This window comes from Lentzea aerocolonigenes, assembly GCF_000974445.1.
In the GTDB taxonomy this organism is placed as follows: domain Bacteria; phylum Actinomycetota; class Actinomycetes; order Mycobacteriales; family Pseudonocardiaceae; genus Lentzea; species Lentzea aerocolonigenes.
The window spans coordinates 273,816-298,893 of the sequence record NZ_BBOJ01000009.1; the positions used below are offsets into that span (position 1 = coordinate 273,816).

General features: G+C 67.9%; 28 protein-coding genes. 20 read left to right on the forward strand and 8 right to left on the reverse strand.

The genetic code is table 11. The annotated features are described in order from the left end of the window. Positions 1 to 100 precede the first annotated feature (100 nt). Genes AOM45_RS19435 through AOM45_RS19455 form a run of 5 tightly spaced genes read left to right on the forward strand, consistent with a single transcriptional unit; the run spans position 101 to position 4,960 of the window. Entirely contained in the window at positions 101 to 1,774 is a 1,674-nt protein-coding gene (locus AOM45_RS19435; RefSeq protein WP_081901925.1) for a ribonucleotide reductase barrel domain-containing protein, read from the forward strand. 31 nt (positions 1,775 to 1,805) lie between these two features. Next, entirely contained in the window at positions 1,806 to 2,945 is a 1,140-nt protein-coding gene (locus tag AOM45_RS19440; RefSeq protein ID WP_030466263.1) for a helix-turn-helix domain-containing protein, read from the forward strand. 31 nt (positions 2,946 to 2,976) lie between these two features. Next, positions 2,977 to 3,435 carry an NUDIX hydrolase gene (locus AOM45_RS19445; RefSeq protein WP_156093663.1) on the forward strand — a complete coding sequence of 153 codons (459 nt, stop codon included), beginning with the start codon at positions 2,977 to 2,979 and terminating at the stop codon, positions 3,433 to 3,435. Positions 3,436 to 3,461: 26 nt separating this feature from the next. Continuing rightward, a complete protein-coding gene (locus AOM45_RS19450) occupies positions 3,462 to 4,472 on the forward strand; it encodes an HD domain-containing protein (RefSeq protein ID WP_051782939.1) in 1,011 nt (336 codons plus the stop codon). Continuing rightward, positions 4,469 to 4,960, forward strand: coding sequence for a cytidine deaminase (locus tag AOM45_RS19455; protein WP_051782938.1), 492 nt, complete (start codon positions 4,469 to 4,471; stop codon positions 4,958 to 4,960). The genes AOM45_RS19450 and AOM45_RS19455 overlap by 4 nt, the downstream gene beginning before the upstream one ends. Before the next feature lie 35 nt (positions 4,961 to 4,995). On the opposite strand, the gene AOM45_RS19460 is transcribed toward AOM45_RS19455, so the two are convergent. Next, positions 4,996 to 5,397 carry a PPOX class F420-dependent oxidoreductase gene (locus AOM45_RS19460; protein ID WP_030466259.1) on the reverse strand — a complete coding sequence of 134 codons (402 nt, stop codon included), beginning with the start codon at positions 5,395 to 5,397 and terminating at the stop codon, positions 4,996 to 4,998. 47 nt (positions 5,398 to 5,444) lie between these two features. Here AOM45_RS19460 and AOM45_RS19465 point away from each other — a divergent pair, with 47 nt between their 5' ends. From AOM45_RS19465 to AOM45_RS19500, 8 genes are all read left to right on the forward strand, one after another. Beyond that, positions 5,445 to 5,933, forward strand: coding sequence for an HAD domain-containing protein (locus AOM45_RS19465; protein ID WP_030466258.1), 489 nt, complete (start codon positions 5,445 to 5,447; stop codon positions 5,931 to 5,933). Between the two features lie 89 nt (positions 5,934 to 6,022). Further along, positions 6,023 to 7,144 (forward strand): ABC transporter substrate-binding protein, encoded by a 1,122-nt coding sequence (locus tag AOM45_RS19470; RefSeq protein ID WP_236703755.1) that lies wholly within the window; start codon positions 6,023 to 6,025, stop codon positions 7,142 to 7,144. Continuing rightward, complete coding sequence (locus AOM45_RS19475; RefSeq protein WP_030466256.1) at positions 7,141 to 8,055, forward strand: ABC transporter permease; 915 nt, start codon at positions 7,141 to 7,143, stop codon at positions 8,053 to 8,055. Before AOM45_RS19470 ends, AOM45_RS19475 begins: the two co-directional genes overlap by 4 nt. Continuing rightward, entirely contained in the window at positions 8,043 to 8,825 is a 783-nt protein-coding gene (locus tag AOM45_RS19480) for an ABC transporter permease (protein ID WP_030466255.1), read from the forward strand. Before AOM45_RS19475 ends, AOM45_RS19480 begins: the two co-directional genes overlap by 13 nt. Before the next feature lie 6 nt (positions 8,826 to 8,831). After that, on the forward strand, positions 8,832 to 9,863 hold the full coding sequence (locus tag AOM45_RS19485) for an ABC transporter ATP-binding protein (RefSeq protein ID WP_030466254.1): 1,032 nt from the start codon (positions 8,832 to 8,834) through the stop codon (positions 9,861 to 9,863). Continuing rightward, the gene (locus tag AOM45_RS19490; RefSeq protein WP_030466253.1) at positions 9,860 to 10,993 is read left to right on the forward strand and encodes a low temperature requirement protein A; all 1,134 of its coding nucleotides are present in this window, start codon (positions 9,860 to 9,862) and stop codon (positions 10,991 to 10,993) included. Before AOM45_RS19485 ends, AOM45_RS19490 begins: the two co-directional genes overlap by 4 nt. 108 nt (positions 10,994 to 11,101) lie before the next feature. Beyond that, a complete protein-coding gene (locus tag AOM45_RS19495) occupies positions 11,102 to 11,497 on the forward strand; it encodes a VOC family protein (RefSeq protein WP_030466252.1) in 396 nt (131 codons plus the stop codon). After that, complete coding sequence (locus AOM45_RS19500) at positions 11,494 to 12,654, forward strand: MFS transporter (RefSeq protein ID WP_201780015.1); 1,161 nt, start codon at positions 11,494 to 11,496, stop codon at positions 12,652 to 12,654. Before AOM45_RS19495 ends, AOM45_RS19500 begins: the two co-directional genes overlap by 4 nt. Positions 12,655 to 12,666: 12 nt before the next feature. Here AOM45_RS19500 and AOM45_RS19505 read toward each other — a convergent pair whose 3' ends face one another. Continuing rightward, positions 12,667 to 14,148: an LVIVD repeat-containing protein gene (locus AOM45_RS19505; protein ID WP_030466250.1), complete on the reverse strand. Its 1,482-nt coding sequence runs from the start codon at positions 14,146 to 14,148 to the stop codon at positions 12,667 to 12,669. A 91-nt stretch (positions 14,149 to 14,239) separates the two neighbouring features. On the opposite strand from AOM45_RS19505, the gene AOM45_RS19510 reads away from it, so the two are divergent. After that, on the forward strand, positions 14,240 to 14,842 hold the full coding sequence (locus tag AOM45_RS19510; RefSeq protein ID WP_030466249.1) for a DUF305 domain-containing protein: 603 nt from the start codon (positions 14,240 to 14,242) through the stop codon (positions 14,840 to 14,842). On the opposite strand, the gene AOM45_RS19515 is transcribed toward AOM45_RS19510, so the two are convergent. Next, complete coding sequence (locus tag AOM45_RS19515; protein WP_063756984.1) at positions 14,808 to 15,176, reverse strand: antibiotic biosynthesis monooxygenase family protein; 369 nt, start codon at positions 15,174 to 15,176, stop codon at positions 14,808 to 14,810. The two genes, AOM45_RS19510 and AOM45_RS19515, sit on opposite strands and share 35 nt — an antisense overlap. An 80-nt stretch (positions 15,177 to 15,256) precedes the next feature. On the opposite strand from AOM45_RS19515, the gene AOM45_RS19520 reads away from it, so the two are divergent. Continuing rightward, positions 15,257 to 15,847, forward strand: a complete 591-nt coding sequence (locus AOM45_RS19520; RefSeq protein WP_030466247.1) for a TetR/AcrR family transcriptional regulator — start codon at positions 15,257 to 15,259, stop codon at positions 15,845 to 15,847. On the opposite strand, the gene AOM45_RS19525 is transcribed toward AOM45_RS19520, so the two are convergent. Continuing rightward, the gene (locus AOM45_RS19525) at positions 15,840 to 16,655 is read right to left on the reverse strand and encodes an SDR family NAD(P)-dependent oxidoreductase (protein ID WP_030466246.1); all 816 of its coding nucleotides are present in this window, start codon (positions 16,653 to 16,655) and stop codon (positions 15,840 to 15,842) included. The two genes, AOM45_RS19520 and AOM45_RS19525, sit on opposite strands and share 8 nt — an antisense overlap. A 71-nt stretch (positions 16,656 to 16,726) precedes the next feature. On the opposite strand from AOM45_RS19525, the gene AOM45_RS19530 reads away from it, so the two are divergent. The 5 genes from AOM45_RS19530 to AOM45_RS19550 all read left to right on the forward strand — a co-directional run bounded on the left by AOM45_RS19530 (position 16,727) and on the right by AOM45_RS19550 (position 21,499). After that, entirely contained in the window at positions 16,727 to 17,647 is a 921-nt protein-coding gene (locus tag AOM45_RS19530; protein ID WP_030466245.1) for a LysR family transcriptional regulator, read from the forward strand. A 57-nt stretch (positions 17,648 to 17,704) separates the two neighbouring features. Further along, a complete protein-coding gene (locus AOM45_RS19535) occupies positions 17,705 to 18,598 on the forward strand; it encodes an ABC transporter ATP-binding protein (RefSeq protein WP_030466244.1) in 894 nt (297 codons plus the stop codon). After that, positions 18,582 to 19,307: an ABC transporter permease gene (locus AOM45_RS19540; RefSeq protein ID WP_030466243.1), complete on the forward strand. Its 726-nt coding sequence runs from the start codon at positions 18,582 to 18,584 to the stop codon at positions 19,305 to 19,307. Before AOM45_RS19535 ends, AOM45_RS19540 begins: the two co-directional genes overlap by 17 nt. A 272-nt stretch (positions 19,308 to 19,579) precedes the next feature. Beyond that, positions 19,580 to 20,734, forward strand: coding sequence for a sensor histidine kinase (locus AOM45_RS19545; RefSeq protein WP_030466242.1), 1,155 nt, complete (start codon positions 19,580 to 19,582; stop codon positions 20,732 to 20,734). A 141-nt stretch (positions 20,735 to 20,875) separates the two neighbouring features. Then, positions 20,876 to 21,499 (forward strand): response regulator, encoded by a 624-nt coding sequence (locus AOM45_RS19550; RefSeq protein WP_030466241.1) that lies wholly within the window; start codon positions 20,876 to 20,878, stop codon positions 21,497 to 21,499. Positions 21,500 to 21,751: 252 nt separating this feature from the next. Here AOM45_RS19550 and AOM45_RS51815 read toward each other — a convergent pair whose 3' ends face one another. The 4 genes from AOM45_RS51815 to AOM45_RS19570 all read right to left on the reverse strand — a co-directional run bounded on the left by AOM45_RS51815 (position 21,752) and on the right by AOM45_RS19570 (position 25,071). Further along, positions 21,752 to 22,081 (reverse strand): allophanate hydrolase-related protein, encoded by a 330-nt coding sequence (locus AOM45_RS51815; RefSeq protein WP_372497407.1) that lies wholly within the window; start codon positions 22,079 to 22,081, stop codon positions 21,752 to 21,754. Continuing rightward, entirely contained in the window at positions 21,966 to 23,048 is a 1,083-nt protein-coding gene (locus AOM45_RS49630) for an XdhC family protein (RefSeq protein WP_081901923.1), read from the reverse strand. The genes AOM45_RS51815 and AOM45_RS49630 overlap by 116 nt, the downstream gene beginning before the upstream one ends. A gap of 59 nt (positions 23,049 to 23,107) precedes the next feature. Then, positions 23,108 to 24,514 carry an NCS2 family permease gene (locus AOM45_RS19565; RefSeq protein ID WP_030466238.1) on the reverse strand — a complete coding sequence of 469 codons (1,407 nt, stop codon included), beginning with the start codon at positions 24,512 to 24,514 and terminating at the stop codon, positions 23,108 to 23,110. Between the two features lie 95 nt (positions 24,515 to 24,609). Further along, positions 24,610 to 25,071: a nucleoside deaminase gene (locus tag AOM45_RS19570; RefSeq protein ID WP_030466237.1), complete on the reverse strand. Its 462-nt coding sequence runs from the start codon at positions 25,069 to 25,071 to the stop codon at positions 24,610 to 24,612. Between the last annotated feature and the right edge of the window lie 7 nt (positions 25,072 to 25,078).

Sequence of the window (25,078 nt, forward strand, 5' to 3'; positions counted from 1 at the left end):
CTTGAACAAGCCTGCAAGCGGGCTCCCAATCCTTCTGGATACCGTTGTTCGTGGGTTGATCGGCTGAGGCTGTGAACAGCTGGCACGTTTGAGGGGAACGGTGGGCGGACTGATGGAAATCAATCCTGCGGCGCATTACGAAAACGTGATCTTCTCCAGGCGAACGACGGAGTTCATGCGTCGAGAGGCGATTCTCGCCCCTGACGGTTCATCGGCCGATCTGCTGGCAGGCCTGATCGCGCGATTGGCCGGTGCAGAGCAGGCACTCGGGGAAGCAGCACACGATGCGGACGACGCCTTGACTGATTTCTACGACTTCACCCGGCGTGGGTTGTGCACCCTCGGTTCGCCTCTGTTGACGAACATCGCCGCGGGGCGTCAGGCCCTCGGTTCATGTTCGGCGGTGCCGCTGAAGGTTCGTTCCCTGGTGGCGGCCGACCTCGACTTGGCGGAAGCGTATTACAACCTCAACATGGGATCGGGCTATGATCTGAGCGATGCCGAAGACCCGTGCGCGTTGCTGCAGCGTCTCAACCAACATGCGGCGCGCGTGCAGAATTCCGGCAGTTGTGAGCGTTACGTGGGCAACATCGCGCATATCAGTGTGCATCATCCGCAGGTCCTGGACTTCATAGCGGTGAAGACCGGCCGCGACGACCTGGTTCACTTCAACATCTCGGTCGACGTCACGGATGACTTTACAGCCGCTCTGGCAGCTGGTTCGAGCATCAGGATGACTGATGGTTCCAGGCGGGGTGCCCAGGAGATTTGGGACGCGTTGGTGGCGTGTGCCTGGAGTTGCGGCGACCCAGGGTTGATCTCCCTCAAGCGGTACAATGCGGGTAACGCGCTCAGTGAGGTTGCGCCATACGTCACTACGGCGCCCTGTGCGGAGGTCGGCCTTTCGCCCGGCGAGACGTGCGTGTTCGGCTACGTCAACGTTGCCGCGTGCCTGAGTGCGGGGCCGAATCCAAAGGTGAACCTGGATCTGGTCGGCAAAGTGGCCGCTTGTCTCACTCGGATGCTTGATGACGCTGTCGAAGCCAGTGTCAAGGCCCTGCCGGTTCCGGCGAGCGCAGCCGTCATGGCATCGAAGCGAAAGATCGGCATCGGCCTGTGCGGCCTGGCTGACGCGCTATTGTGGATGGGGCTCGACTACGCCTCTCCGGAGAGCCTTCAGGTCGTTGCGGATGTGTTGGCGACCATCAACTTCTGCTCGAAGGAGGCGTCTTTGCGGCTGGCGCGGCGCCGCGGCCCTTTCGCCCGTTTCGACGATTCGCGATACCGGCACGATCCGGGCTTTCTCGCCCGGTTCGGTGAGATTCCTACTGTGATCGATCAGGTCGCGTGGCACAGGCTCGCTTCGCATGCGGCACGAGCAGGATTGCGCAACGTGATGACGACCGCTCTTCCGCCGTCGGGTCGCAGCGCTCTGCTCTTGGGTGTGAATCCGAGTATCGAACCATTTCTTACGTTGCATGACGGGGCCGACTGGGTGCTTCCGCTGCGCGTTATGATCGGCGCCAATCTTGTGCGGGCCGATGAGTGCTGGGGATCGCTGTTCAGGACCGCGACCGAGATATCGTCCGATGAACACCTGAACCTGCTTCGCATTGCGGTTCGTCTGGTTGACGACGGTGTCTCGAAGACGATAAATCTTCCGCAGAGCGCAACGCTGGAAGACGTGTGTCATATTTTCCGGCAGGCGTGGGATGCGGGATTGAAGGCCATCTCGGTCTATCGAGCCGGCAGTCGAGGTATTTTGGCCGCCTGAGCGAATGTGGTTGGCGTAGAGGGGATGGCCGATGCGCACCGACGACACGGCGCCGTATGAATTCACGGGCTCATTTGGCGTGCAGCTCAGGAACTTGCGAAAGGCCTGTAGGATGCGGCAGATCGAACTTGCTGTCGAGATCCCGGTGGATCACAGCTTGGTGAGTCGTTGGGAAACTGGTGCGATCCTGCCGTCTCGCAAAGATCTGGACAGGATCTGCACCGTTCTGGCCGTAGCGGATGTGTCACTCGAGGGGCTGCGTTACGCGTGGCGCCGCGACCGGAACGCTGCGGAAATGGATGATGCTCTCGTTTCCGGTCGCGCTGACTGGGTCGAGTCCTTGAGGCTCTCGGTGGACTCGGTCCGGTCGTTGCGCAAAAGCGGGCAGCCCAGGGTTGCCTTGCTTCTGGGTCGTCGTGACGCGGCGCGCCACCTGGACGCCGCTCGCTCGCTCCCGTGGCACACGGACAACCGTGCCGTCCTGACGGTGCTGGCGGAACTGCTGCTGGAGGAGTGCAAGGCGGGCCTTGACTACCTGCCGAGGGCGGAGGTGCGCGCCGGTTTCCTGGGCCAGGCGCTGGGCGATCAGCGGCTCGTTGTCGAGGCGATAGGCGGGGACGCCAGACTTTTCCACACGATCGCCGCGGAGGGTGTCGCATACGTGTCGGGGGACATCGACAAGGCCCACCTTCTCAGTCGTCATCTCCTCGACAGTCGCGAAAGCATTCCCGCTGAGTGGTTGCCCGAGATCGTGCGGGCCAGCGCCATCAACGCGGGGCGGCTTGGTGACGTGTCCGCGTTGCGCGTCGCTGAGGACACTCTCACGTGGCTTCGTGCCCACCGGGCCGATCTCCCGTCCGGGACGCACGCGTTCGTTCTTGAAGGCCTGGCCCGCGGCTGGTCGGGTGTCGACCTCGGGAGGGCTGTCGAGGTCATCGCCGAGGCATGGGAGGCAAGGGCGTCCGCGGAGGACTCGGAGGGAGCATCGTCACTACGCTTCGTGCAGATCGCTCGCAGCCAGGGAGAGATCGAAGTCGCATTGCGCTCCCGCGACAACCTCACTGACACCCTTGCGAAGCTCGGGAAGGCCATCGATGCCAGTAGGCGAAACCAATACGACAAATATGAGGCTCAACTTGCCGCACTGATTGGTCGATTGAACAGAGAGTGACGTGCCTGCTGCCCAGGGGAAGGACGACGAGATGAACCACCTTGCGTTCCAGTACTGCCCGAAGATCGCGGTCTTCAGTGCTGATGGGAGGAAGGTCCTGCTTTGCCGGAGGAAAGGAGAACAGGACTACGACGGTGTCTTCTCTCTGATCGGAGGGAAGATGGAGCACTCCGACGTGACGATCGTCGACGCGCTCAGCAGGGAGAAGACGGAGGAGGTGGGGGAAAGTTTCGCGATCAACGTTCTCCCGCAGTACAGCGTCAACGTCAACTTCGTGAAGGCCGACGGCAGCCACATGATCCTGCCGCACCACCTGGCCCGGCACATCGCCGGCGCGCCGGTGTTGAACCACGAGTACTCCGAGTTCGCCTGGGTGGATTTGGGAGAACTGGCCGCATTCGGTCCGAAGGTCGACAACATCACCTGGATCACCGCCGCGCTCAAGCGCCTCCTGGCCATCGTCGCTGACGACGACTTTGTGACCATCTGACGCCTACCCACCGGAGCACTTCCGCCATGCACCGCTATTACGACGACGTCTACGGCTTCAGCCCGGTTCCTGACGGCCTGCTGGGTGACCTCGTTGCCAGCAAGGCCGTCAACCGCCTGAGGGGCGTGGGTCAGGCAGGCGCGTCCTCGTTCGTTCGCGCGGGCCGCAGCAACACCCGTTTCGAGCACAGCTTGGGGGTGATGACACTCACCCGAATCCTTGGCGGCAGCGAGACAGAACAGGCCGCGGGCCTCCTGCAGGATCTCTCCCACACCGCTTTCTCTCACACGATCGACTATGTGTTCGATGACCGCATGGAGGAGTTTCACGAGCGCATCTTCGCCTCCGTCATCGAGCAGAACGACGTGCCGGAGATATTGGCCCGGCACGGCCACAACTGGCGGGAGCTGTTCTCGGAGCTGAACCTCCAGCGGGTGGACGTGCCCGCACCAGGCTTGTGCGCCGACCGGATCGACTACACCTTGCGGGACCTCATGAAGCTCGGCTGGATAACTGCGTCCCAGGCCCGTGCCTTCGTGGACCAGCTGACCTTCCGTGATGGCGTTGTGGTGTCTCTCGACGTGACCGCCGCTGTGCGCTTCACGGAGTGGTACGCCCACCTTGTGGGCGAGGTCTTCCTGCATCCGCTGGAGCTGTACGCACACCACACCTTCGCCCGGCTGCTCAAGGAGGCCTTCGCGGCCGAGGTGCTGACGGACGAGGACCTCCTTTCCACCGACGATGTCGTCTTGTCCAAGCTCCTCTCCGACGACAAGAACGGCTTCGATCGTGCGTTGGCCGCGCTGCGTCGCGTCCGGACGGTGACCGTCGGAGACCCTGTGCACGGAGTGCGGGTGCACGGCAAGGGCCGCCGGATCGACCCTCCTGTCGTCGTGGACGGCGCGGTAGTCCCCTTGTCACAGGTGCGGCCGGACACCAGTGCCCTGTGGACGAAGGTCGAGCGCGTGTCGCGCGACGGTGTTCTGGTGAGCGCCGGCTCTGCTGACGAGGCTTTGAGCCTCGGCGTTGTTCGATGAACGAGTTCGCGGTGGAACTCACCGCTCTCTCCTCGGCTCAAGCAGATCTGCTGCGCGGTGCCAGGCTGGCCGCGCCCCACGCACTGAATCCCGTGTCAGGATTCCTTGTGGGTGCCGCGGTGCTGACCGCGGACAGCAGGCAGTACCGGGGAACGTTTTTCGAGTCGTCATCCTTTCCGCTCGGCGTGTGCGCCGAATCCGCCGCGTTGGCCGCCGCTGTCACGGACGGCGCACGGGAGTTCGAGGCGATCGCTATCGTTGGAGGAGACCCCCGCTCCCACGAACGCGGTCGCCCGGTGACGCCGTGCGGCGGTTGTCGGCAGCGCATCCTCGACGTGGCGCACGACGTCGTGGTGCTCTGTGCCAACCTTGATCTTTCCCTGATCAGCCGTTACCGGATAGCCGACCTGCTTCCCTTCGCCTTCAGCGCCGACGACCTACCGCCCCGGCCGGGCCTTCCGGAATCCGAGAGCATGCCGCAGCCGTAGTTCCACCACACCGAGCACGCACAACTGGCCGAGCTTCATGACCGGCGCGGCTCGTACCACCGCTCGCCCGCGGGTTCGCCCGCCATGTTCCACGCCCAGGACCTGGTGGGCGTGATCCGGCAGTAGAGGCCGGGGCCGACGAGCCCGACGCGGTCGACCGGGTCCTCCGCGGTGCCGTAGACGCGGATGGCCCGGGCGCTGAACGGGGTGAGCGAGACCAGGTCGTCGACCACCAGCGAGACCGCGCGGCGGCCGGCGGTGATGTTGCGGAACTTGCGGGTGCGCAGGACCTGCTCGCCCACGCCGCCCACCCAGAAGTGCGTGCCGTCGTACTCGAACGCGACGGGGACCACGTCGGGGTGGCCGTCCTCGTTGATCGTCGCCAGGCGGGCCAGGGGTTGCTCGCGCAGGTAGGCGATCTCGTCGTCGGTGAACATGCCCCTCATACGAACAGAAGTGCGCATTTTCGACTACATCTGGACGGATGCGTCCACTCGTGCTGATCGACGTCGACGGCCCGCTCAACCCGTGGGCAGCGAACCCGAAGCCGCCGAACTACCGGCCGTTCGACATCAGGGTCGGCTGGCGGCGGAAGCTCCGGATCTGGCTCGATCCGGAGCACGGCGACCAGTTGAGACGGCTGGCCGACGAGGTGAACGCCGAGCTCGCGTGGGTCACCACGTGGATGCACCGGGCGAACACCGAGATCGGGCCGCGGCTCGGCCTGCCCGCGCTGAAGGTGGTCGAGTTCCACGACGAGCACGGCTGGAAGTACCCGGCCGTGGCCAGGTACGCGTACGAACGGCCGCTGGTCTGGTTCGACGACGACTTCGGGCTCCACGCCGCGCGCAGGCAGGAGTTCGTCCACAAGCGACGGCAGCTGACCACCGCGCTCGTGCACGTCGATCCGCGCACCGGGATCACGGCACAACACTTGAGTGAAGCCCGGAAAGCACTCTCCGGCAACCCCTGAGCCGCCGAGAATTCACGGTTGGAGTCGAGAAGGTCTCAACCGGCGCGGCTGGCTTGACAACGAAAGCTGTCCGCGCGAATCCTCCGCCTGTGCTGAAGCGAGGGAACGTCACCACGAAACTGATCGGTGTCGGCGCGTTGGTGCTTGCGGTGGCAGCCTGTGGCGCCCCGCCCGCCAAGGAGACGCCGGCCGGTGCCGCCGGGACCGCCAAGTCGGCGAGTGAGCTCGGTGGTATGGACAAGCTGGTCGAGGCCGCCAAGAAGGAGGGCAAGCTCAACGTCATCGCGCTGCCCCCGGACTGGGCGAACTACGGCGAGATCATCAAGGCGTTCGAGGCCAAGTACGGCGTCAAGGTCGACTCGGCTCAGCCGGACGCCTCCAGCCAGGAGGAGATCAACGCCGCCAAGCAGCTCAAGGGCAACGACCGCGCGCCCGACGTGTTCGACCTCGGACTGAACGTGGCGCTGGCCAACAAGGACCTGTTCGCGCCGTACAAGGTCAGCACCTGGGACGACATCCCCGCTGAGCTCAAGGACGCGGACGGCCTCTACTACGGCGACTACGGCGGCTTCATGTCGATCGGGTACGACGCCGCCAAGGTGCCGGCGCCGACGAGCGTCAAGGACCTGCTCAAGCCCGACTACAAGGGCAAGGTCGCACTCAACGGCGACCCGACGCAGGCCGGTGCCGCGTTCTCCGGCGTCATGATGGCGTCCCTGGGCAACGGTGGCTCCGCCGACGACATCGCGCCGGGCGTCGAGTTCTTCAAGCAGCTCAAGCAGGCCGGCAACTTCCAGCCGGTCGACCCGTCTCCCGCGACGATCGAGTCCGGGCAGACGCCGGTCGTCATCGACTGGGACTACACCAACGCCGCCCAGACCGAGAAGCTCAAGGGCAAGATGGACTGGAAGGTCGTCGTCCCGGCCGAGGCGCAGATCGGTGCCTACTACAACCAGGCCATCAGCAAGGACGCGCCGCACCCCGCGGCCGCGCGCCTGTGGCAGGAGTTCCTCTACTCCGACGAGGGCCAGAACCTCTACCTGAAGGGCATGTCCCGCCCGGTGCGCCTGGACAAGATGGGTGACAAGGCGGACAAGGCGGCGAAGGACAAGCTGCCCAAGACCGAGGGCAAGCAGGTGTTCCAGACGCAGGCGCAGGCCGACAAGGCCAAGGCCGTCCTGACCGCGACCTGGGCGCAGGCCATCGGATGACCTCAGTCGCTCCCGTAGCGGCAGCCCCCGGCGGTTCCACTCGCAAGAGTGGGGCCGCCGGTCGGCCATCTGCGGCCGCCTGGCTCGTCGCGGTGCCGTTCCTCGCGTTCGTCGGCACCTTCCTCGTCTACCCCACGGTGCTCGTGCTGGTCGGGGCCTTTCAGGACTCGGCAGGCGGGTTCACCTTCGACAACCTCTCAACCCTGTTCACCGGCGTCGTGTTCGACGCCTTCGTGCGCAGCATCGAGCTCTCGGCGCTCACCGCGCTGATCGGCGCGATCTTCGGCGCCCTGCTCACGTGGGCGATCGCGGTCGGCAACCCGGACGGGATGCTGCGCCGGGTCGTCGTCGCGGCCTCCGGTGTGCTCGCCCAGTTCGGTGGCGTGCCGCTGGCGTTCGCGTTCCTCGCGACCGTGGGCTTCGAGGGTCTCGTCACGAAGTTCCTGCGTGACAACGTTGGCATCGACCTGTTCGCCGGCAGCGCCTGGCTGTTCGAGCTGCCCGGCCTGACACTCGTCTACACGTTCTTCCAGATCCCGTTGATGGTCATCGTGTTCCTGCCCGCCCTGGACGGTCTGCGGCCGCAGTGGCGCGAGGCCAACGCGTCGCTGGGTGGCACGAGCTGGACGTACTGGCGTCACGTCGGCGGCCCGATCCTGACGCCGCCGTTCCTCGGCGCGCTGCTCCTGTTGTTCGCCAACGCCTTCAGCGCCTACGCCACGGCCGCCGCGCTCGTCTCGCAGGGCAGCCCGATCGTGCCGTTGCAGATCCGCGGTTTCCTCACCGGCGAGGTCGTGCTCGGCCAGGAGAACCTGGGCAAGGCGCTGGGCCTCGGCATGGTGATCGTCGTGAGCATCGCGATGGGCGTCAACGTGCTGCTGCAGCGGAGGGTGGCCAAGTGGGTTCGCTAGTGAAGCAGCGCGTCCTGCGCACGATCGTCCTGCTGGTCCTGGGCGTCTACTTCATCCTGCCGCTGATCGCGATGGCGGAGTTCTCCACGCGGGGCAAGGGCGGCAGCCGCAGCCTCGAGTCGTGGACGTCCATCGTCGACGACGAGGGCCTGATGGAGGCGCTCGTCAACTCGCTGCTGCTGTCGGTCACTTCGGCGGTTCTGATGCTGGTGCTGCTCGTGCCGACGATGGCGTGGATCCGGCTGCGGCTCCCGCAGCTGCAGCGGCTCGTGGAGTTCCTGTGCCTGCTGCCGCTCGCGATCCCCGCGATCGTGCTGGTGGTCGGCATGGCGCCGCTCTACGCCTGGGTGAACTACTTCCTCGGCGACTCACCGCTGACGCTGACCTTCGCCTACACGATCCTGGTGCTGCCGTTCGCCTACCGCGCGATCGACGCCGGACTCGCCGCGATCGACCTGAAGACGCTGGCCGAAGCCGCACGCAGCCTCGGCGCGTCGTGGTTCACGGTGCTGTGGAAGGTCGTCGTGCCGAACATCCGCGTCGCGCTGCTCGGCGCGTCGCTGCTGTCCGTGGCACTGGTGCTCGGCGAGTTCACCATCGCGTCGCTGCTCAACTTCGACACGTTGCAGGTGCAGGTCAACCTGCTCGGCAAGCGCAACGCGGGCGTGTCCATCGCGGTGTCGTTGCTGAGCCTGCTCTTCGCGTTCGTCCTCCTGTTCGCACTTTCCTACGTCGGCCAGCGGCGCCGTCAGACCGTGGTCGAGGAGTAACAACACATGGGTCACCTGGAACTCAAGGGACTGCGCAAGTCCTTCGGCGGCAACACCGCGCTGGACGGTCTCGACCTCGACCTCGCGGAAGGCGAGCTGGTCAGCCTGCTCGGCCCGTCCGGCTGCGGCAAGACGACGGCACTGCGCATCGTCGCGGGCTTCGAGACCGCCGACTCCGGCACGGTCACGGTGGGCGGCAAGGACATCACGAAGGTCCCGGCCAATCGGCGGGACATGGGCATGGTCTTCCAGGCCTACAGCCTCTTCCCGAACATGACCGCGGCGCAGAACGTCGCGTTCGGCCTGAAGATGCGCAAGGCCGACGCCAAGAAGGCAGGGGAGCTGCTGGAACTCGTCGGTCTGGCGCACCTCGGCGGCCGCTACCCGCACCAGATGTCGGGCGGTCAGCAGCAACGGGTCGCTCTGGCGCGTGCGTTGGCGATCCAGCCGCGCGTGCTGCTGCTGGACGAGCCGCTGTCCGCATTGGACGCCAAGGTCCGCGTGAACCTGCGCGACGAGATCCGCCGCATCCAGACCGAGCTCGGCATGACGACGTTGTTCGTCACGCACGACCAGGAGGAGGCGCTCGCCGTCTCGGACCGGGTCGGCGTCATGTCGCACGGACGGCTGGAGCAGCTCGACACCCCGTCCGTCGTCTACCGGGAGCCGAAGACGGCGTTCGTGGCGCAGTTCGTCGGCGTCACGAACTCGGTCGAGGCCAAGGCGGAAGGACAGACCGTCGTCATCAACGGCGTCACCCTGCCCGCCGCCCACGACCAACCGTCCGGAAGCGACGTTCGCGTCATCGTGCGGCCGGAGGACATCGGCGTTTCCGCACACGACGGCGACTCCGGTGGCAAGATCGTGGGCGACGTGCTGACCCAGTCGTTCCTCGGGCCGGTCACGCGGATCTCGGTGAGGGTCGGCGAGCAGGTGCTGCGCGTCGACCAGCCTTCCAACGCCGCGGCCGCCTACCAGCCCGGCACGCAGGTCGCACTCGACCTCAGCGAATCAAGGATCATGGTGGTACCGGGATGATCAGAAAGCTCCTCGCGCGCGACACGGCGGAGGCCCACCGGGTCGCGACGCCGTTGGAGCTGTTGTTCGACCTGAGCTTCGTGGTGGCGGTCGCCCAGGCCGCCGCCTCGTTGCACCACGCCGTGGTCGAGAACCACATCGGCCACGGCGTGCTCGCGTTCTGCATGGCGTTCTTCGCGCTCTGGCTGCCCTGGCTGAACTTCACCTGGTTCGCGAGCGCGTTCGACAACGACGACACGCTGTACCGGATCATCACGATGGTCCAGATCGCCGGAGTGCTCGTCATCGCCTCGGGCATTCCACGCGTGTTCGAGCACGACGACTACCGCGTCGTCGTCAGCGGGTACGTCGTCATCCGGCTCGCGATGGTCGCGCACTGGCTGCGCGCGTCGCGGGACAACCCCCAGCACCGGGCCTGCACCCGCCGCTACGCCGCCGGCATCGCGGGCATGCAGGTGTTGTGGGTGCTGTGGGTCGTGGTCGCGCCGCCGAGCATGCAGCTGCCGCTGTGGGTCCTCGGCATGATCGGCGAGCTGCTGGTGCCGGTGTGGGCCGAACGCGCCTCGTCGACGACCTGGCACCCCCACCACATCGCCGAACGGCACGGTCTCTTCACGCTGATCGTGCTCGGCGAGTCGATCCTGGCGGCGACGCTCGCGTTCCAGAAGGGCTTCGACAGCGGCGTCAACCTGATCTCGCTCGCCGCGGCGTCGCTGATCATCGTGTTCTCGGTGTGGTGGATCTACTTCGAGGCGCCCACCCACCTGCACAACATGAAGAAGGCGTTCCTCTGGGGCTACGCGCACCTGCTCATCCTCGGCTCGATCGCCGCACTCGGCGCCGGGCTCGCCGCGTCCGTCGACTACGACCTGCACCTCTCGCACGCGCCGGGCACGACGGTCGCCGCGTTCACCACCGTGCCGCTCGCGATCTTCTTCCTGTGCGTCTGGTACGTGCAGGACTGCCCCGGTCAGGCCGGGCTGCACAAGTACCTGCTGCCGCTGGGCTCGGTCGCGGTGCTCGCCGCGACGTTCGGACCGGCGCCGATCCACGTGACGGCGGGGATCGCGGCGGTGGTCGTGGTCCTCACGCGGCTGGTGCAGGGGCAGCCTCAGCGGGTCGAGGTGTAGTCGACTAGCGTGTCGCACGTCCAGGCCGCGCTGCCCTCGGCCTGCGGCATCCTGTCAGGCTGCGGAGTTTCGCTCAGTTCTGACACCGGGGGTGAAATGATCGTCGCCATGAACGGTGTTCGTGAACTCCGCCTGGTCGTCACCGCCGCCGACTACGACGAGGCCCTGCGTTTCTACCGAGACGTGCTCGGCCTCGAGCAACGGGCGGCCTTCGCGTCCGACGGCGGACGGGTCACGATCCTGGAGGCCGGCAGGGCCACGCTGGAGATCACCGATCCGCCGCACGCGGAGTTCATCGACCAGGTCGAGGTGGGTGAGCGCGTCGCCGGGCACATCCGGGTCGCGTTCGAGGTGGACGACTCCGCGGCGGTCACCCGTGACCTGGAGGCCGCGGGCGCCGAAGTGATCGCGGAACCCACGCGCACGCCGTGGAACTCCCTCAACGCGCGGCTGAAGGCGCCTGCGGGACTGCAGTTGACGCTGTTCCAGGAGCTGGGCGAGTGACGATCTCCGCTGCCGGTTATCGCGACCTCGCGAACCGGGACGTGCTCGCGTGCGCCGTGGTGACGGTCGCCGCCAAGCTACCGATGTCCATGACGCCGCTGATGATGGTGTTCCTGACCAGGGACCTGCCCGGCGGTTACGTGCTGGCGGCGTCGCTGACGGCGGTGTACGTGCTGGGGGAGATCCTCGGCGCGGCGCTGCTGGGGCTTCTGCTCGACCCGTCACGGATGCGCGGGCAGCTCAGCGCGGGGCTGGTCGTCGGCGCGGGTGCGTTCACGACGCTGGCGTTGACGACGAACACGACGGTGCTGGTGGTGGCGGCGCTGATCGCGGGCGCCGGACCGTCGACGACGCCGGGCGGGCTGCGCGCGATGCTGCTCGGGCTGGTGCCGGACTCGTTGGTGCCCAAGGCGATGGGCTTCGACGCCATGATCACGCAGGTCGTGTGGGCGGTGGCGCCCGCGCTGGTCACCGTGCTGGCGTTGAGCGTCGACCGGCGTGCGCCCGTCGTCGTGTCGGTCAGCCTGATCGTCGTCGCGGCGTGGCTGGTGTTCATCCTGCCGCGCGGGCACGTGACATCCCGCTCCGGCACGGCGAAGGTGCGCGTGGTCGTGTCTGCGTGGCCGATCTACCTGGTGAGCGCGGCGGCTCTGGCGCAGCTGGCGGTCGCGGAGCTGGTGCTGCCGGCGTTGCTGGAGCACCGGGGGATCGGCATCGGCTGGACCGGGCCGCTGCTCACGGGGTTCGCGGCGTGCAGCGCGCTGGGGGCGGTGCTGTACGGGCTGCGGCCGTGGCCGGGATCGTTGCGCGCCCAGGGACTCGTGCTGCTGGTGATCACCGCGACCTGTGTCGGAGCGGTGGCGTTGTTCCCGAACCTGCCGGGCATCGCGGGTGCGTTGCTGGCGGCCGGGTTGTTCCAGTCCGGCGTGCTCGTGACGCGGAGTCTGGCGCTGCGCGAACGGCTTCCGGTCGGGGCGCACGCCCCGGGGTTCTCGATGATGTACGCGGTGACCGGCGCGGGTTACGGCCTCACCGCCGTCGTCGCCGCGTGGGCGTTGGACGTCGGCTCGCCGATCTGGGCCGTTTTCGGTGGTGTCGCGGTGACTCTGGTCCTGACAGCGATCAGCGCGGCTGCCGAGAAACGACAGCCGCGCTGATCCGGACAGCTGCTACCCGCGGTAGAAGTTGCCCTGGGTCTGCACGTTCAGCTCGTCCGTGCGGAAGAACTTCGCCACGAACGTGCGCGGGTCGCGCATGTCGATGACGTCGAAGCCGCGGCCCATCTCCGAGGAGTAGATGTAGCCGTTGTACCAGTAGGTCGACCACGTGCCGCCGCCCGCCTTGTTCGGCATCGGGCCGCGCTCGAAGAAGCCGATCTCACGCGGCTTGCTCGAGTTCGTGAAGTCCCACACCGAGACGCCGCCCTGGTACCAGGACTGCACCATGATGTCCTTGCCGGGCACGGGGATCAGCGAGCCGTTGTGGGCGACGCAGTTCTCCGAGTCGGCCTGCATGCGCGGGATCTTGTAGTAGGACTTGAAGACCAGCTTGCGGTCCTTGCCCTTGCCCACGATGTCGTAGATGCCGTTGGCACCACGCGTCTGGCCGATCTTCTCGTTGCAGGTCGCGGCGCCACCGCCACCGAGCTCGTCGGTGAAGACGACCTTGGTGCCGTTGTTGTTGAAGGTGGCCGAGTGCCAGAACGCGAAGTGCGCGTCGTCCTGGACGCGGTTGATCTCCACCAGGTTCTCCCGGTTGGAGATGTCCCACAGCACGCCGTCACCCATGCACGCGCCGGCCGCGAGGTCGAGCTGCGGGTAGACGGTGATGTCGTGGCAACCGGAGGTCGCCGTGACGTAGCCGGTCTCGATGCTGCCGGTCTTGCCGGGGTTGCCGCCGTCCGGGAAGAGCACCGGAGCCTTGAGCAGCGACGCCTGCGCCGGGTTCTTCACGGGGACCTTGACGATCGAGATCTTGTCGTGCGGCGGCTGGCAGTCCGGGAACGTGGCGTTCGGCGAGTAGGACGAGATGTAGAGGTAGACGCTCTTCTTGTCCTTGGCCGGCACCAGCGTGTGGGTGTGCGAACCGCAGTCGGTCTCGACGGCGGCGACGTACTTCGGCGCCGACTTGTCGCTGATGTCGAAGACCTTGATGCCTTCCCACGACGACTTCTCGGTCGCCGGCTGGGACACGCTGTTGCACGAGTTGTCGTTGCGCGACGAGTCGGTCGACAGGAACAGCAGGTTCCCGTACACCGAGACGTCGTTCTGCGAGCCGGGACAGAGCACCGAGCTCTTGATCTTCGGGGACTTCGGGTTGCGGATGTCGTAGATGGTGAAGCCGTTGTAGTTGCCGACGAACGCGTAGTTGCCCTGGAACGCGATGTCGGTCTGCGTCTGGTCGAGCGGAGCCACCTTGTCCAGGTGCGACACCAGGACCATGTTGCGGCTGCGGCTGATCTCGTTCTCACCCGGGATGCCGTTGACCGGTTCCGCCTGGGCCTCGAGCTGAGCCTCGCTCAGTCCAGCGCCGTCGGACGGCAGGTCGGGTTCGGCGAACGCGGGCGCCGTCAACGTTGACAGCGTCAGCGCGAGCGCCCCCAGAACCGCGAACGGCGTTCTGCGCCGCCGGGCCGTTGCGCGTGAAGTCACAGCTTTACCCCCTCAGTACGGGTTGGTGGGGGGAGTATGACCCTTTCGCCTTGCTAAGGGCCAGCGTCTTTCGGAGGGTATTGTCCGGTCCATGCGATCTGGGGTTGTGGTCATCGTGGCGGCGTTCGCCCTGTTGGCGGGCTGTACATCGGAGCCTGATGCAGCGCCGATCATCGCGCCGGACACACCGGGGGGCTCGGCGCAGACGTTGTCACCGTCGGACGCTTCCCGTGCGATTCCGGCGCCGCCGAACGACGCCGACCGCAAGTACGTGGCGATGATGATCGTCCACCACGAGCAGGCGCTCGCGATGACGCGGTTCGCGCCCGACCGCGCGGAGAACGCGACCGTGAAAGGCCTGGCGGACCGCATCCGGTTCAGCCAGGAGCCCGAGATCGGTGCCATGAAGCAGTGGCAGCGGACGTTCAACGCGGCGGGTGGGCACGAAGATCACGGTTCGATGCCGGGCATGGCCACGCAGGACCAGCTCAACGCCCTCGGAGCCGCGCGCGGCAAGGACTTCGACCGGATGTTCCTGGAGCTGATGATCAAGCACCACGAGGGTGCGATCACGATGGCGACGGACGTGAAGGGCGCCGGCAGCAACGTTCAGGTCGAGGAGATGGCCGACGACGTGATCGCCGTGCAGACCGACGAGATCAACCGGATGAAGGCCCTGCTTCCCACGCTGTGAGACGGGCCTGCTCGGTGCGTTGCCGCGGCAGGACCATGTCCTCCGCGTGCGTGAACCTCTCCGGTTCATTGCCCGTGACCAGGCGTGCGATCGTGCGGTGGCCCTTGTGCGCCTCGCGGAACGCGTCGGACGCGACCCACGCGCGGAAGGCCTCTTCCGACTCGAACTCGTTGACCGAGACGTACGGCTGGTCGTCCTGCGTCGGCTTGAGCAACGTGCTGCGCAGCAGGCCGGGGACTCCGGGCAGGTGGGTGCGCATGTTGCCGCGGAAGTAGCGCTCGAACTCCTCGGACATCTCCGGGTTCACGAACATCCGGTTGGTCGCGATGAACATGCTGGCCTCCCGATCCCGACGCTCTGTCGGAAACTATTCCAACTCCCCGTCGGGAAAGCAAGGCGCGATACGATCCCGCTGTGCCGAGGATCAGCGCCGACACCGTGGCCGAGCACCGCGCCAACCGTTTGCGCGCCCTGCTGGACGCCGGGCGCGAGATCGTGGCGACCGAGGGGGCGGAGGCGCTGACGCTCGCGTCGCTCGCGAGACGCGTCGGGTTGTCGCGGCCGAGCCTCTACGAGTACTTCCGGTCCCGCGAGGAACTGGTCGCCGCGATCGTGTCGGACGCGCTGCCCGAGTGGGCGGACAAGCTGGAGGACGCGGTCAACAGCGCCGGGTCCGTGCCGGAGAAGATCGAGGCGTACCTGCGCACCGAGCTGGCGATCATCACCGACGGCAGCCACGGCGCCGTGGTGGCCCTGTCCGCGCACACGCTGCCGGACGCGTCGCGCGAGCAGATCAGGGCCGAGCACGAACGGCTGCTGGCGCCGTTGGTCGGTGTCTTCACCACGGCCGGGGTGCGGCGCGCGCACCTGCGGGCGATGCTCGTGCACGCGATGGTCGAGGCGACGTCACGGATGATCACGCCGGGGCGCAGCGAACACAACGAAGCTGTCATCCAGACGTTGCTCGACCAGGTGGTGCACGGGCTGGACCAACCCATCAGCTGAACGGCACCACCTCGCCGTGACGCACGAGCTCGCCGTAGTGCTCCGGTTCGACCGGGTCGAGGGCGAGGTCGAGCAACGCCTTCGCGGCCTGTGCGGGAGTCGGGGCGGTGCTGACGTCCCACCACAGCGCGGACGTCGGTGTGTTGATCATTCCGGGGCACGCGGAGGCGATCAGGATGCCGCGCTCCGCGTCTTCTTCGCGCCGTTGGGCCGCGAGGACGCGGACGGCGGCGACCTGGCCGATCTTGGACGGGATGTTCACGAAGCCGGGCCAGGCGCCGGTCCTGTTCTCCTTGATCTCGTCGCGCCAGCGGGCGATCTGGTCGTCGATCTCGTCCAGAGTGGACGGTGCCGTGAACCGTGTGTGGAGGACGGGCGCCAGGTGGTGGAGCGTGCCGAGCGAGCTCGCCACGACGATCAGTCTGCCGTTGTCGTTGAGCAGTGGCGCGAACTCCCGCAGGAGTCTCGTGGTGCCGAAGTTGTTGACCTGGGTGTACTCGTCCGCGATCTCGCGCGGGTCGTCGTCGGGGCCGATGCGCATCACGGCGTTGCCGAACACGATGTCGACGCCGCCGTGCCGTTGCTCCAGCTGTTTCGCCAAGTCGTGTGCGGAGTTCGGTTGTGCCACGTCGAACAGCTCGCCGCGGACCTGTGCGCTGCCCTGGATCGACTCGACCGCGGCGGTGATCCGGCCGGTGTCGCGGCCGGTGAGGTAGACGGTGTCGGTGGGCTTCAGGCGTTGCGCGAGCCCTTCTGCCAGTGCGAGGCCGAGTCCCTGCGTGGCGCCGGTGACCAGTGCGATCGTCATGACTTCGACGCTAGGACGGTTCTAAGCATGCGGGTAGCGAAAGAATGTCAACCGGGGTATGCGTAGATGTCATGGCCTTCACCGATGCGTCGCTGGTCGCTCTGCGGGTGTTCCGCGAGGTGGCCGAGCGCGGGACGTTGACCGCGGCGGCGACCGCGTTGGGCTACACGCAGTCTGCGGTGTCCCGGCAGATCGCGGCCTTGGAGCGTGCAGCGGGCGTCGTGTTGTTGGAACGGCGCCATGACGGCGTGCGGCTCACTGCGGCCGGACGGCTCGTGTTGAAGCGTGCGGCCGTTGTGGTCGATCAGGTCGATGCAGGCGCACGGGAGCTTGCAGGGCTGCCGGAAGAGGACGAGAGCACGGTCCGGCTCGGCTGGTTCGCCACGGCTGGTGCGTGGTTGGTGCCTGCCGCGCTTGTGGCGTTGAGGCGCACTCATCCATCCATCACCGTCGTCACGCGCGAGGGGAGCACACCGGCGTTGGTGCGCGCGTTGCGTGCGGGCACATTGGACATCGCGTTGATCGCGTCGTCACCGCCGTTTCGCGCTCCCGACGACGAGGTGCCCGCTTTGGAGATCGACACGCTCACGGAACGCAGTCTGCGTGTTGCTGTGCCGTCGGCGCATCCGTTGGCGCGCAACGACTTCATCGACATCGCGGACCTGCGGGACCAGCGCTGGATCTCCGGGCCGGGCGATCCGCTGGTGATGGGCGTGTGGCCGGGACTGGACGAACGGCCCGTCGTCGCGCACACCGCCCGTGACTGGCTGGCCAAGCTGCAGCTCGTCGCGGCGGGACTGGGCATCACGACCGTGTCGGCCGCGCTCGCCTCGGTCGTGCCCGCCGGGGTGCGGGTGCTGCCGGTGCGGGGCGGGCCGTCCGAGCAGCGCCGGGTGCTGATCGCGCGGGTGCCGGGGCCTGTCGCTGACCCCGTGTCGCGACTGGCGGCGGCATTGCGCGCGGCCGTGCTGGAGCATCAACCGATCGGTTGATCAGGGTGTCGCTCGTTGTTCGATGATCTGCTGTTCGTGCTCCACGATCGTGGTGGCATGGCAATCGTCGAAGTGCGCGAGCTGGGGAAGCGGTACGGGCCCCGCGTCGCGGTGGACTCGGTGTCGTTCGAGGTCGCCGAGGGGGAGATCTTCGGAATTCTGGGGCCGAACGGAGCGGGCAAGACCACGACGGTCGAGTGCGTGGCGGGGCTGCGGAAGCCGGACCGGGGGAGCGTGTCGGTGCTGGGGCGGGCACCGGGGGACGTGCGGTCCGCGATCGGGGTGCAGCTGCAGGCGTCCGAGCTGCCCGAACGGATTCGGGTGGGCGAGGCGCTGTCGCTGTTCTCGTCGTTCTACCCGTCGCCGGCCGACTGGTCGTCGCGGCTGGGGCTGTCCGGGCACCTGAAGGCGGAGTTCGGGCAGCTGTCCGGCGGGTTGAAGCAGCGGTTGTCGATCGCGCTGGCGTTGATCGGGTCGCCGCGGGTGGCGATCCTCGACGAGCTGACGACGGGACTCGATCCGCAGGCGCGGCGCGACACGTGGTCGGTGATCGAGGAGGTGCGGTCGGCCGGCGTGACGATCCTGCTGGTCACGCACTTCATGGAGGAGGCCGAACGGCTCTGCGACCGGGTCGCGGTGTTCCGCGACGGGCGCATCGCGGCGTTGGACACGCCTTCCGGGCTGGTGTCGCGTGTGGACGGTGCCACTCGGGTGCGGTTCGTGCCGTCCGCTTCGCTGGACGTCGCCCTGCTGCAGGCGCTGCCGGAGGTCACCGAGGTGTCGTCGGTGGGTTCGCAGCTCGTGGTGAGCGGGTCGGAGAACCTGCTGCACGCGGTGACTTCTTTGCTGGCGCGCAAGCAGATCGTGGCGCGGCAGCTGCGCGTCGACCAGGTCTCGCTGGACGACGCCTACGTCGAGCTGACCGGGGGTAGTCGTGCGGAAGATCATTGAGGTGGAGGCTCGGCTGTTCGTTCGCGATCGGCTGAACTCGGTGTTCGCTCTGGTGTTCCCGGCGGTGTTGCTGCTCGGGCTGGGGGCGGTTCCGGCGTTGCGGACGCCTGATCCGCAGTTCGGTGGTCTTCGGTTCATCGACAGCTACCTGTCGTCGATCGTCGTGTTCACGTTGGTGTTCATCGGGTTGCAGCGTCTGCCGACGGTCGTGGCGACGTATCGGGAGAAGGGCGTGCTGCGCCGGCTGTCCACGACGCCCATGCACCCGGCGCGGTTGCTGATCGGCCAGCTGGTGGTCAACTTCGGCGCGGCGATCTTGTCGGTGCTGCTGACTATCGTGGTGGCGTACGTCGTTTTCGGCGTCGACCTGCCCCACCATCCACTCGGCCTGGCGTGTGCCGTGGTGCTGGGAGGGGCTGGGACGTTCGCGCTGGGACTGGTGATCGCCGCACTGGCCCCGACCGCGCGGGCGGCCGGTGGCTGGGCGACGGTGGTGTTCATGCTGCTCATGTTCTTCGGCGGCGTGTACCTGCCGCGGTTCATGCTGCCCTCGGTGATTCAGACGATCGGCTCGTACTCGCCTCCCGGAGTGGAGGCGTTGCAACAGGCGTGGCTCGGCACCGCGCCGGATTGGAGGCATCTCGCGGTCATGGGGCTGGTGAGCCTCGTGGCGGGTGCTGTGGCGGCCAGGACGTTCCGCTGGGACTGACCCTGTTCGCGGCCGTACCCGCGCTCCACGGTCGGTTGCGTCGTCCGCCTGCCCGGCGGCCGGCGCGGTGCCGGCGGCGTTGCCGGACAGCGGTTTCGGCCCGGCCGGCCGTCGCAACGGCTAGGGTCCGGACATGTCGCCGATTCGGTGGCAGCTGCGCCGTTCACCGTGCTGCGCCGGTACGTCGAGCAGCAGGGCTCGCTCGATCATGACCGGCCGTCACCACCGGGCAGGGGCCCGGCGCATCAGCTCGCTGGGGGTTGCTCGTGGACATGGCCGCGTTGGACAGGTGGGAGCGCAGGCTCGCTTTCGTCGCGCACACGATCCCGTACTTCGTGCTGACGGTGACGACGGTGATGTACTCGATCTTCACCGCGCACTCGACCTCGGAGCGCTGGGTCACCTACGGCCTGGTGGCGTTCGGCTACGCGTGGATGGCGTGGTGGTTCACGCTGCACCCGCGGTGGCACGCCCGTGCGGAGCTCATGGCCGTGTTCATCGGTGGCATGGTCGTGTTCTACGCGGTGCTGGGCATGCGCGAGCACTGGTTCGGTGCGGTGTCGTACGCGGTGTACATCTACGCGAGCGAACTCCTGCGTGGCCGCTGGATGTTCTTCGTGGTGGCGCTCACCGCGGCGCTGGCGACGCTGTCGTTGTTCGGCGGCTATCCACCCGCGGAGGCCCGGCCGGCCTTCTGGTTGCTGCTGCTCGTGTTCGTGGTGGTGGCGTGCACCTTCACGTTCGTCGGCCACGTGACGACCGAGCAGGCCCGCCTGCGCAAGGATCTGCTGGAGGAGAACGAGGGCCTCCACGCCCAGCTCCTGGTGCAGGCGCACGAGGCGGGCGTGCAGGACGAGCGCCACCGCCTGGCGGGCGAGATCCACGACACGCTGGCCCAGGGCCTGACGGGCATCATCACGCAACTCTCGGCGGCCACCACCGACGACTGGGAATGCCGCGTCTCGGTGGCGGCCGACCTGGCCCGCGCGAACCTGGCCGAGGCCCGCCGTTCGGTGCACGCCCTGCGCCCGCCGGCCCTGGACTCCGCGGCCCTGCCGGAAGCGTTGGACGAGGTGGCCTCCGGCTGGTCCACGGTGTACGGCGTGCCGGTCTCGGTGACGCTGACCGGCGCCGTCCGCGTCATGCACCCGGAGGTCGAGGTCGCCCTCCTGCGCACGGCCCAGGAAGCGCTGGCGAACGTGGCCAAACACGCCTCCGCCTCCCGCGTGGGCCTGACCCTGTCGTACATGGAGGACGTGGTGACGCTGGACGTGCGCGACGACGGCGTGGGCTTCGACCTGGCACACCCGTCGGCGGGGTTCGGCCTGCCCGCGATGAGGCACCGGTTGCACCGGCTGTCGGGGGCGCTGTTCGTGGAGTCGGAGCCGGGGGCGGGGACGGCGATCTCGGCACGGGTGCCGGCGTGAGTGGCGGAGACTGGTTCCGTTGGCCGCGTGCACGTGGACAACACGAGTGCTTGGGGGCGACGTGGTTCGTGACGTGAGCGGAGCGTCGGCGGTCCGCGGCTGCCAGGCAGGGCCGGGCTCCGGCACCGCGAGGAGGCCGACGTGATCCGGCTCGTGATCGTCGACGACCACCCGGTCGTCCGCGACGGCCTGCGCGGCATGCTCGCCGCCTCCGACTTCGAGGTGGTCGGCGAGGCCGCCTCCGGTGACGAGGCGGTGGCCGTGGTCGCGGCGGTGTCGCCGGACGTCGTGCTGATGGACCTGCGGATGCCGGGTTCCGACGGGCTGTCCGCCATCGAGCGCCTGCGCACGCACCCGTGCCGCGTGCTGGTGCTCACCACCTACGACACCGATCGGGACGTGCTGCCCGCCATCAAGGCCGGCGCCACCGGTTACCTGTTGAAGGACACCCCGCGCGACGAGTTGCAGCGGGCCGTCCGGGCTGCTCACGCCGGGGAGGCCGTGCTGTCGCCCGCGGTGGCCACGAGGTTGCTGGGGCAGGTCCGGGAGCCTGCGCTGGAGCCGTTGTCGGCGCGGGAGCTCGACGTGCTGGCGCTGGTGGCGAAGGGATCCACGAACCGGGCGGTGGCGGCGGCCCTGTTCATCTCCGAGGCGACGGTGAAGACGCACCTGCTGCACGTCTACGCGAAGCTCGGCGTCTCGGACCGGGCCGCGGCGGTCGCGGTGGCGTACGAGCGCGGGCTGCTGCGAGGACGTGGACGCTGAGCTGGGTCGAGGAAACCCGGCAGCGGCGTTGATGCGGCCGGCGGCGACGTGGCGGTGCCCCGGCGGAGGTGCCCCGGCGGAGGTGCCCCGGCGGAGGTGCCCCGGCGGAGGTGCCCCGGCGGAGGTGCCCCGGCGGAGGTGCCCCGGCGGGCGGTGTCTGGCTGCGGTGCCCCGGCGGCGGGGCCACTTCGGTTGGCCCCGCCGCCTGCGGCAACTCCCCCTTGCCAAGCGGCACCCCCCGATGCCGCTCCCTCACCCCTCGCGTTGTAGGAACTCCCGCCAGTCGCCCAGATACGAGATGTCCTGAATGTCACCCGATTGGAGTAGTCCGTCCACCACGGCGTCGCGCAGCACGGTGGCCAGGGCGGCGCTGCCGTCCTCGAGCTCGATGACGCCGATCTCCAGCTCCGGGGGCTCTGCCGGGACGAGGTGGTCGCGCAGGATCTTCAGCGGCAGGTCGTAGAGCTCACCGACCACCGAGGCCGAGCCCGACTCGTGCATCGCGGGGAACTTGCCCCGCACCGAGAAGTACCGGTACTTGGCCGCACTGCGCGCCCGGCACACCATCGGCGTGCCCTGCAGCTGGGAGTGCAGCGGGCCGTCCTTCATGCCGCCGCCGTTGAGGAAGATCAGTGCCATGACTCTCCTGGGTCCGGTGGATGGGGGTCGACAGAACCGACAGCGGCAGGCCGCTGCCACCGTGCCGCACGGCCACCAGCTCGGCGGCGATCGAGACGGCGGTCTCCGCTGGGCTGCGGCCGCCGAGGTCCAGGCCGATCGGTGACCTCAAGCGCGCCAACGACGATTCGGGCACGCCCTCCGCACGGAGGCTGTCGAGGCGTTCGAGATGTGTGCGGCGCGAGCCCAACGCGCCGACGAATGCCAACGGCCTGGACAGCGCCTCACGCAGCACTGGGATGTCGAACTTCGGATCGTGCGTGAGCACCACAACGGCCGTGGAGGCATCGGTGTGTGTAGAGGCCAGATAGCGGTGCGGCCAGTCCACCACCACCGAGTGCGCTGCGGGGAAGCGCTCCGGAGTCGCGAAGATCGGCCGTGCGTCGCACACCGTCACGTGGTAGCCGAGGAAACGCCCGATCTCGGCGACCGCGGCGGCGTGGTCGATCGCGCCGAACACCAGCAGGCGCGGTGGCGGCATCCAGGACTCGGCGAACGTCCGGCCCTCGGCGCTGAGCAACACCGACACCGGATGACCGTCCACAGAGGCCTGAAGGGCCGCACGCAACGACGGGCTGTCCCGCTGCACCAGCACGTCCAGCGAACCGCCGCAGGTGAGGCCGACCGCGAACGCCGTGTCGTCGGAGTAGCCGAACGTGGCCAGCTCCGGCTCACCGGTCTCCAGCACCGTGCACGCCAGGTCGTAGACCTCGGCCTCCACGCAGCCGCCGGACACGCTGCCGATCACCTCGCCGGACGGGCCGACCGCCATCGCCGCGCCGACCGGGCGGGGCGCGCTGCCGCGCACGGCCACCACCGAGGCGACCGCGAAACGGTCCCACGACAGCAACGTCGGTGCCAGGTCACGCATCGAACCTCCCTCGGGCGGAGAGGCTCGGCCGGGTGGCCGCCCGGCCGAACCTCACCGCGTCACTTGCCGGTGATCAGATCCACGCCGAAGTACACGGCGAACATCAGGGCGAGGCCGGTCATCAGCCAGCCCGGCCAGCGGCCCTTGCAGATGCGCAGCACCACGTACGACACGAGGCCGGCGCCGATGCCGTTGGTGATCGAGTAGGTGAACGGGATGATCGCCACCGTCAGGAACACCGGGATGGTGAAGTCCGTGTCCTGCCACGGGATCCGGCGGATCTGGGTCATCATCAGCCCGCCGATCACCACCAGCGCGGGCGCCGCCGCCTGTGCGGGCACGATGGCCGCCAGCGGCGTGAAGAGCAGCGCCACCAGGAACAACCCGCCGGTCACCACCGAGGCCAGGCCGGTGCGGGCGCCTTCGCCAACGCCCGCGGCCGACTCCAGGAACACGGTGTTCGGGGCTGATCCCGTGACGCCGCCCGCGATCGCGCCGGCACCGTCGACCATCAGGATCTTGCCCATGCCCTCCACGCGACCGTCACGGGCGAGACCCGCCTCGTCGGCGACGGACGTGATCGTGCCCATGGCGTCGAAGAAACCCGACAGCACCAGCGTGAACAGGAAGATCGTCGCCGCGATCACGCCGGCCGACACGAAGCCGCCGAACAGGTCCACCCGGCCGAACAACCCGAAGTCGGGCGAGCCGACCACCGACGTCGGCAGGGAAGGCGTCACCAGGCCCCAGCCCTCGACGTGGAACACGGCGTTCACCAGCACGGCGACGACCGTGGCCACCACGATGCTGATCAGGACGGCACCGGGCACGCCGCGCGCCAGCAGGACGATCATCAGCAGCAGGCCGAGGCAGAAGATCGCGATCGGCCAGCCGCTGAGGTGGCCGTCGAGGCCCATGCGCACCGGCACCGTCGAGTGCGCCGCGTCCGGCGTGCGGGTCACGAAACCGGCGGAAACCAGTCCCACCAAAGCGATGTAGAGCCCGATGCCCACGGTGATGGCGATCTTCAACGGTCCGGGGATCGCGTTGATGATGCGTTCACGGACGCCGGACGCGGCCATGATCACGATGCACAGGCCCTCCAGCACCACCAGCCCGAAGGCCTGGGCCCACGTCATGGTCGGCGCCATCTGGAACGCCACCACGCCGTTCACGCCGAGGCCCGCCGCTATCGCCAGCGGTGCGTTGCCGACCAGTCCCATGAGGACGGTCATCACGCCCGCGGCCAGCGCGGTCGCCGTGGTGATCTCGGCGATGGTGAGCTTGGCGCCGGTGATGTCCGCGGACGCGCCGAGGATCAACGGGTTCAGCAGCACGATGTACGACATCGCGACGAACGTCGTGATGCCACCGCGCACTTCGCGGCCCAACGAGCTGCCACGTTCGGTGATGCGGAAGAACTGGTCGAGCGACGAAGACGTCGGTCGGCTCCGTAACTGGGTCATTGAAGGACGGCCTTTCCCATGCCGGTGGGCGCGTTCCATCGCCGGAACGCGTTTAGACAAGTGCAAGCTCCGGTCAGCTGAGGCTTTTGGCCGCTTTAGTAGTCGATACGAGTTGCGAGTGACATCCACGCGGTGAACGGGGCGTTGTCCTCGCCTGTGGAGATCTGGTGCACCGGCAAGTCCCACTCGCTGCGGGGCTTGCTGAAGAGTTCGTAGAACTCCCGGTCGTCGAACCCCGCCGCGGCCGCGTCGTCGCGGTCAGCGGCGTAGATCACCTTGTCCACGCGCGCCCAGAGCGCGGCGGACAGGCACAGGGGACACGGCTCGCACGAGGAGATCAGCGTGCAGCCGGTCAGACGGAAGTCACCGAGCGCCTGGCAGGCCGCGCGGATCGCGACGACCTCGGCGTGCGCGGTGGGGTCGAGCGTTGACGTCACCTGGTTGACGCCGGTGGCGATGACCTCGCCGTCACGGACGATCATCGCGCCGAACGGGCCACCTCCCGAGGCCACGTTGCGGGTGGCCAGGTCGATCGTGGCGAGCAGATGTGCGTTCACAGCAACA

Bases quoted from the DNA above. Each gene is read 5' to 3' on its own strand.
- AOM45_RS19460 (WP_030466259.1), bottom strand. From the start codon at position 5,397: ATGTTCACCGACGACGAGATCGCCTACCTGCGCGAGCAACCCCTGGCC.
- AOM45_RS19455 (WP_051782938.1), top strand. From the start codon at position 4,469: ATGAACGAGTTCGCGGTGGAACTCACCGCTCTCTCCTCGGCTCAAGCA.
- AOM45_RS19445 (WP_156093663.1), top strand. From the start codon at position 2,977: ATGAACCACCTTGCGTTCCAGTACTGCCCGAAGATCGCGGTCTTCAGT.
- AOM45_RS19525 (WP_030466246.1), bottom strand. From the start codon at position 16,655: ATGACGATCGCACTGGTCACCGGCGCCACGCAGGGACTCGGCCTCGCA.
- AOM45_RS19490 (WP_030466253.1), top strand. From the start codon at position 9,860: ATGATCAGAAAGCTCCTCGCGCGCGACACGGCGGAGGCCCACCGGGTC.
- AOM45_RS19530 (WP_030466245.1), top strand. From the start codon at position 16,727: ATGGCCTTCACCGATGCGTCGCTGGTCGCTCTGCGGGTGTTCCGCGAG.
- AOM45_RS19450 (WP_051782939.1), top strand. From the start codon at position 3,462: ATGCACCGCTATTACGACGACGTCTACGGCTTCAGCCCGGTTCCTGAC.
- AOM45_RS19515 (WP_063756984.1), bottom strand. From the start codon at position 15,176: ATGTTCATCGCGACCAACCGGATGTTCGTGAACCCGGAGATGTCCGAG.
- AOM45_RS19545 (WP_030466242.1), top strand. From the start codon at position 19,580: ATGGCCGCGTTGGACAGGTGGGAGCGCAGGCTCGCTTTCGTCGCGCAC.
- AOM45_RS19475 (WP_030466256.1), top strand. From the start codon at position 7,141: ATGACCTCAGTCGCTCCCGTAGCGGCAGCCCCCGGCGGTTCCACTCGC.
- AOM45_RS19535 (WP_030466244.1), top strand. From the start codon at position 17,705: ATGGCAATCGTCGAAGTGCGCGAGCTGGGGAAGCGGTACGGGCCCCGC.
- AOM45_RS49630 (WP_081901923.1), bottom strand. From the start codon at position 23,048: ATGCGTGACCTGGCACCGACGTTGCTGTCGTGGGACCGTTTCGCGGTC.
- AOM45_RS19440 (WP_030466263.1), top strand. From the start codon at position 1,806: ATGCGCACCGACGACACGGCGCCGTATGAATTCACGGGCTCATTTGGC.
- AOM45_RS19495 (WP_030466252.1), top strand. From the start codon at position 11,102: ATGAACGGTGTTCGTGAACTCCGCCTGGTCGTCACCGCCGCCGACTAC.
- AOM45_RS19485 (WP_030466254.1), top strand. From the start codon at position 8,832: ATGGGTCACCTGGAACTCAAGGGACTGCGCAAGTCCTTCGGCGGCAAC.
- AOM45_RS19565 (WP_030466238.1), bottom strand. From the start codon at position 24,514: ATGACCCAGTTACGGAGCCGACCGACGTCTTCGTCGCTCGACCAGTTC.
- AOM45_RS19465 (WP_030466258.1), top strand. From the start codon at position 5,445: ATGCGTCCACTCGTGCTGATCGACGTCGACGGCCCGCTCAACCCGTGG.
- AOM45_RS19510 (WP_030466249.1), top strand. From the start codon at position 14,240: ATGCGATCTGGGGTTGTGGTCATCGTGGCGGCGTTCGCCCTGTTGGCG.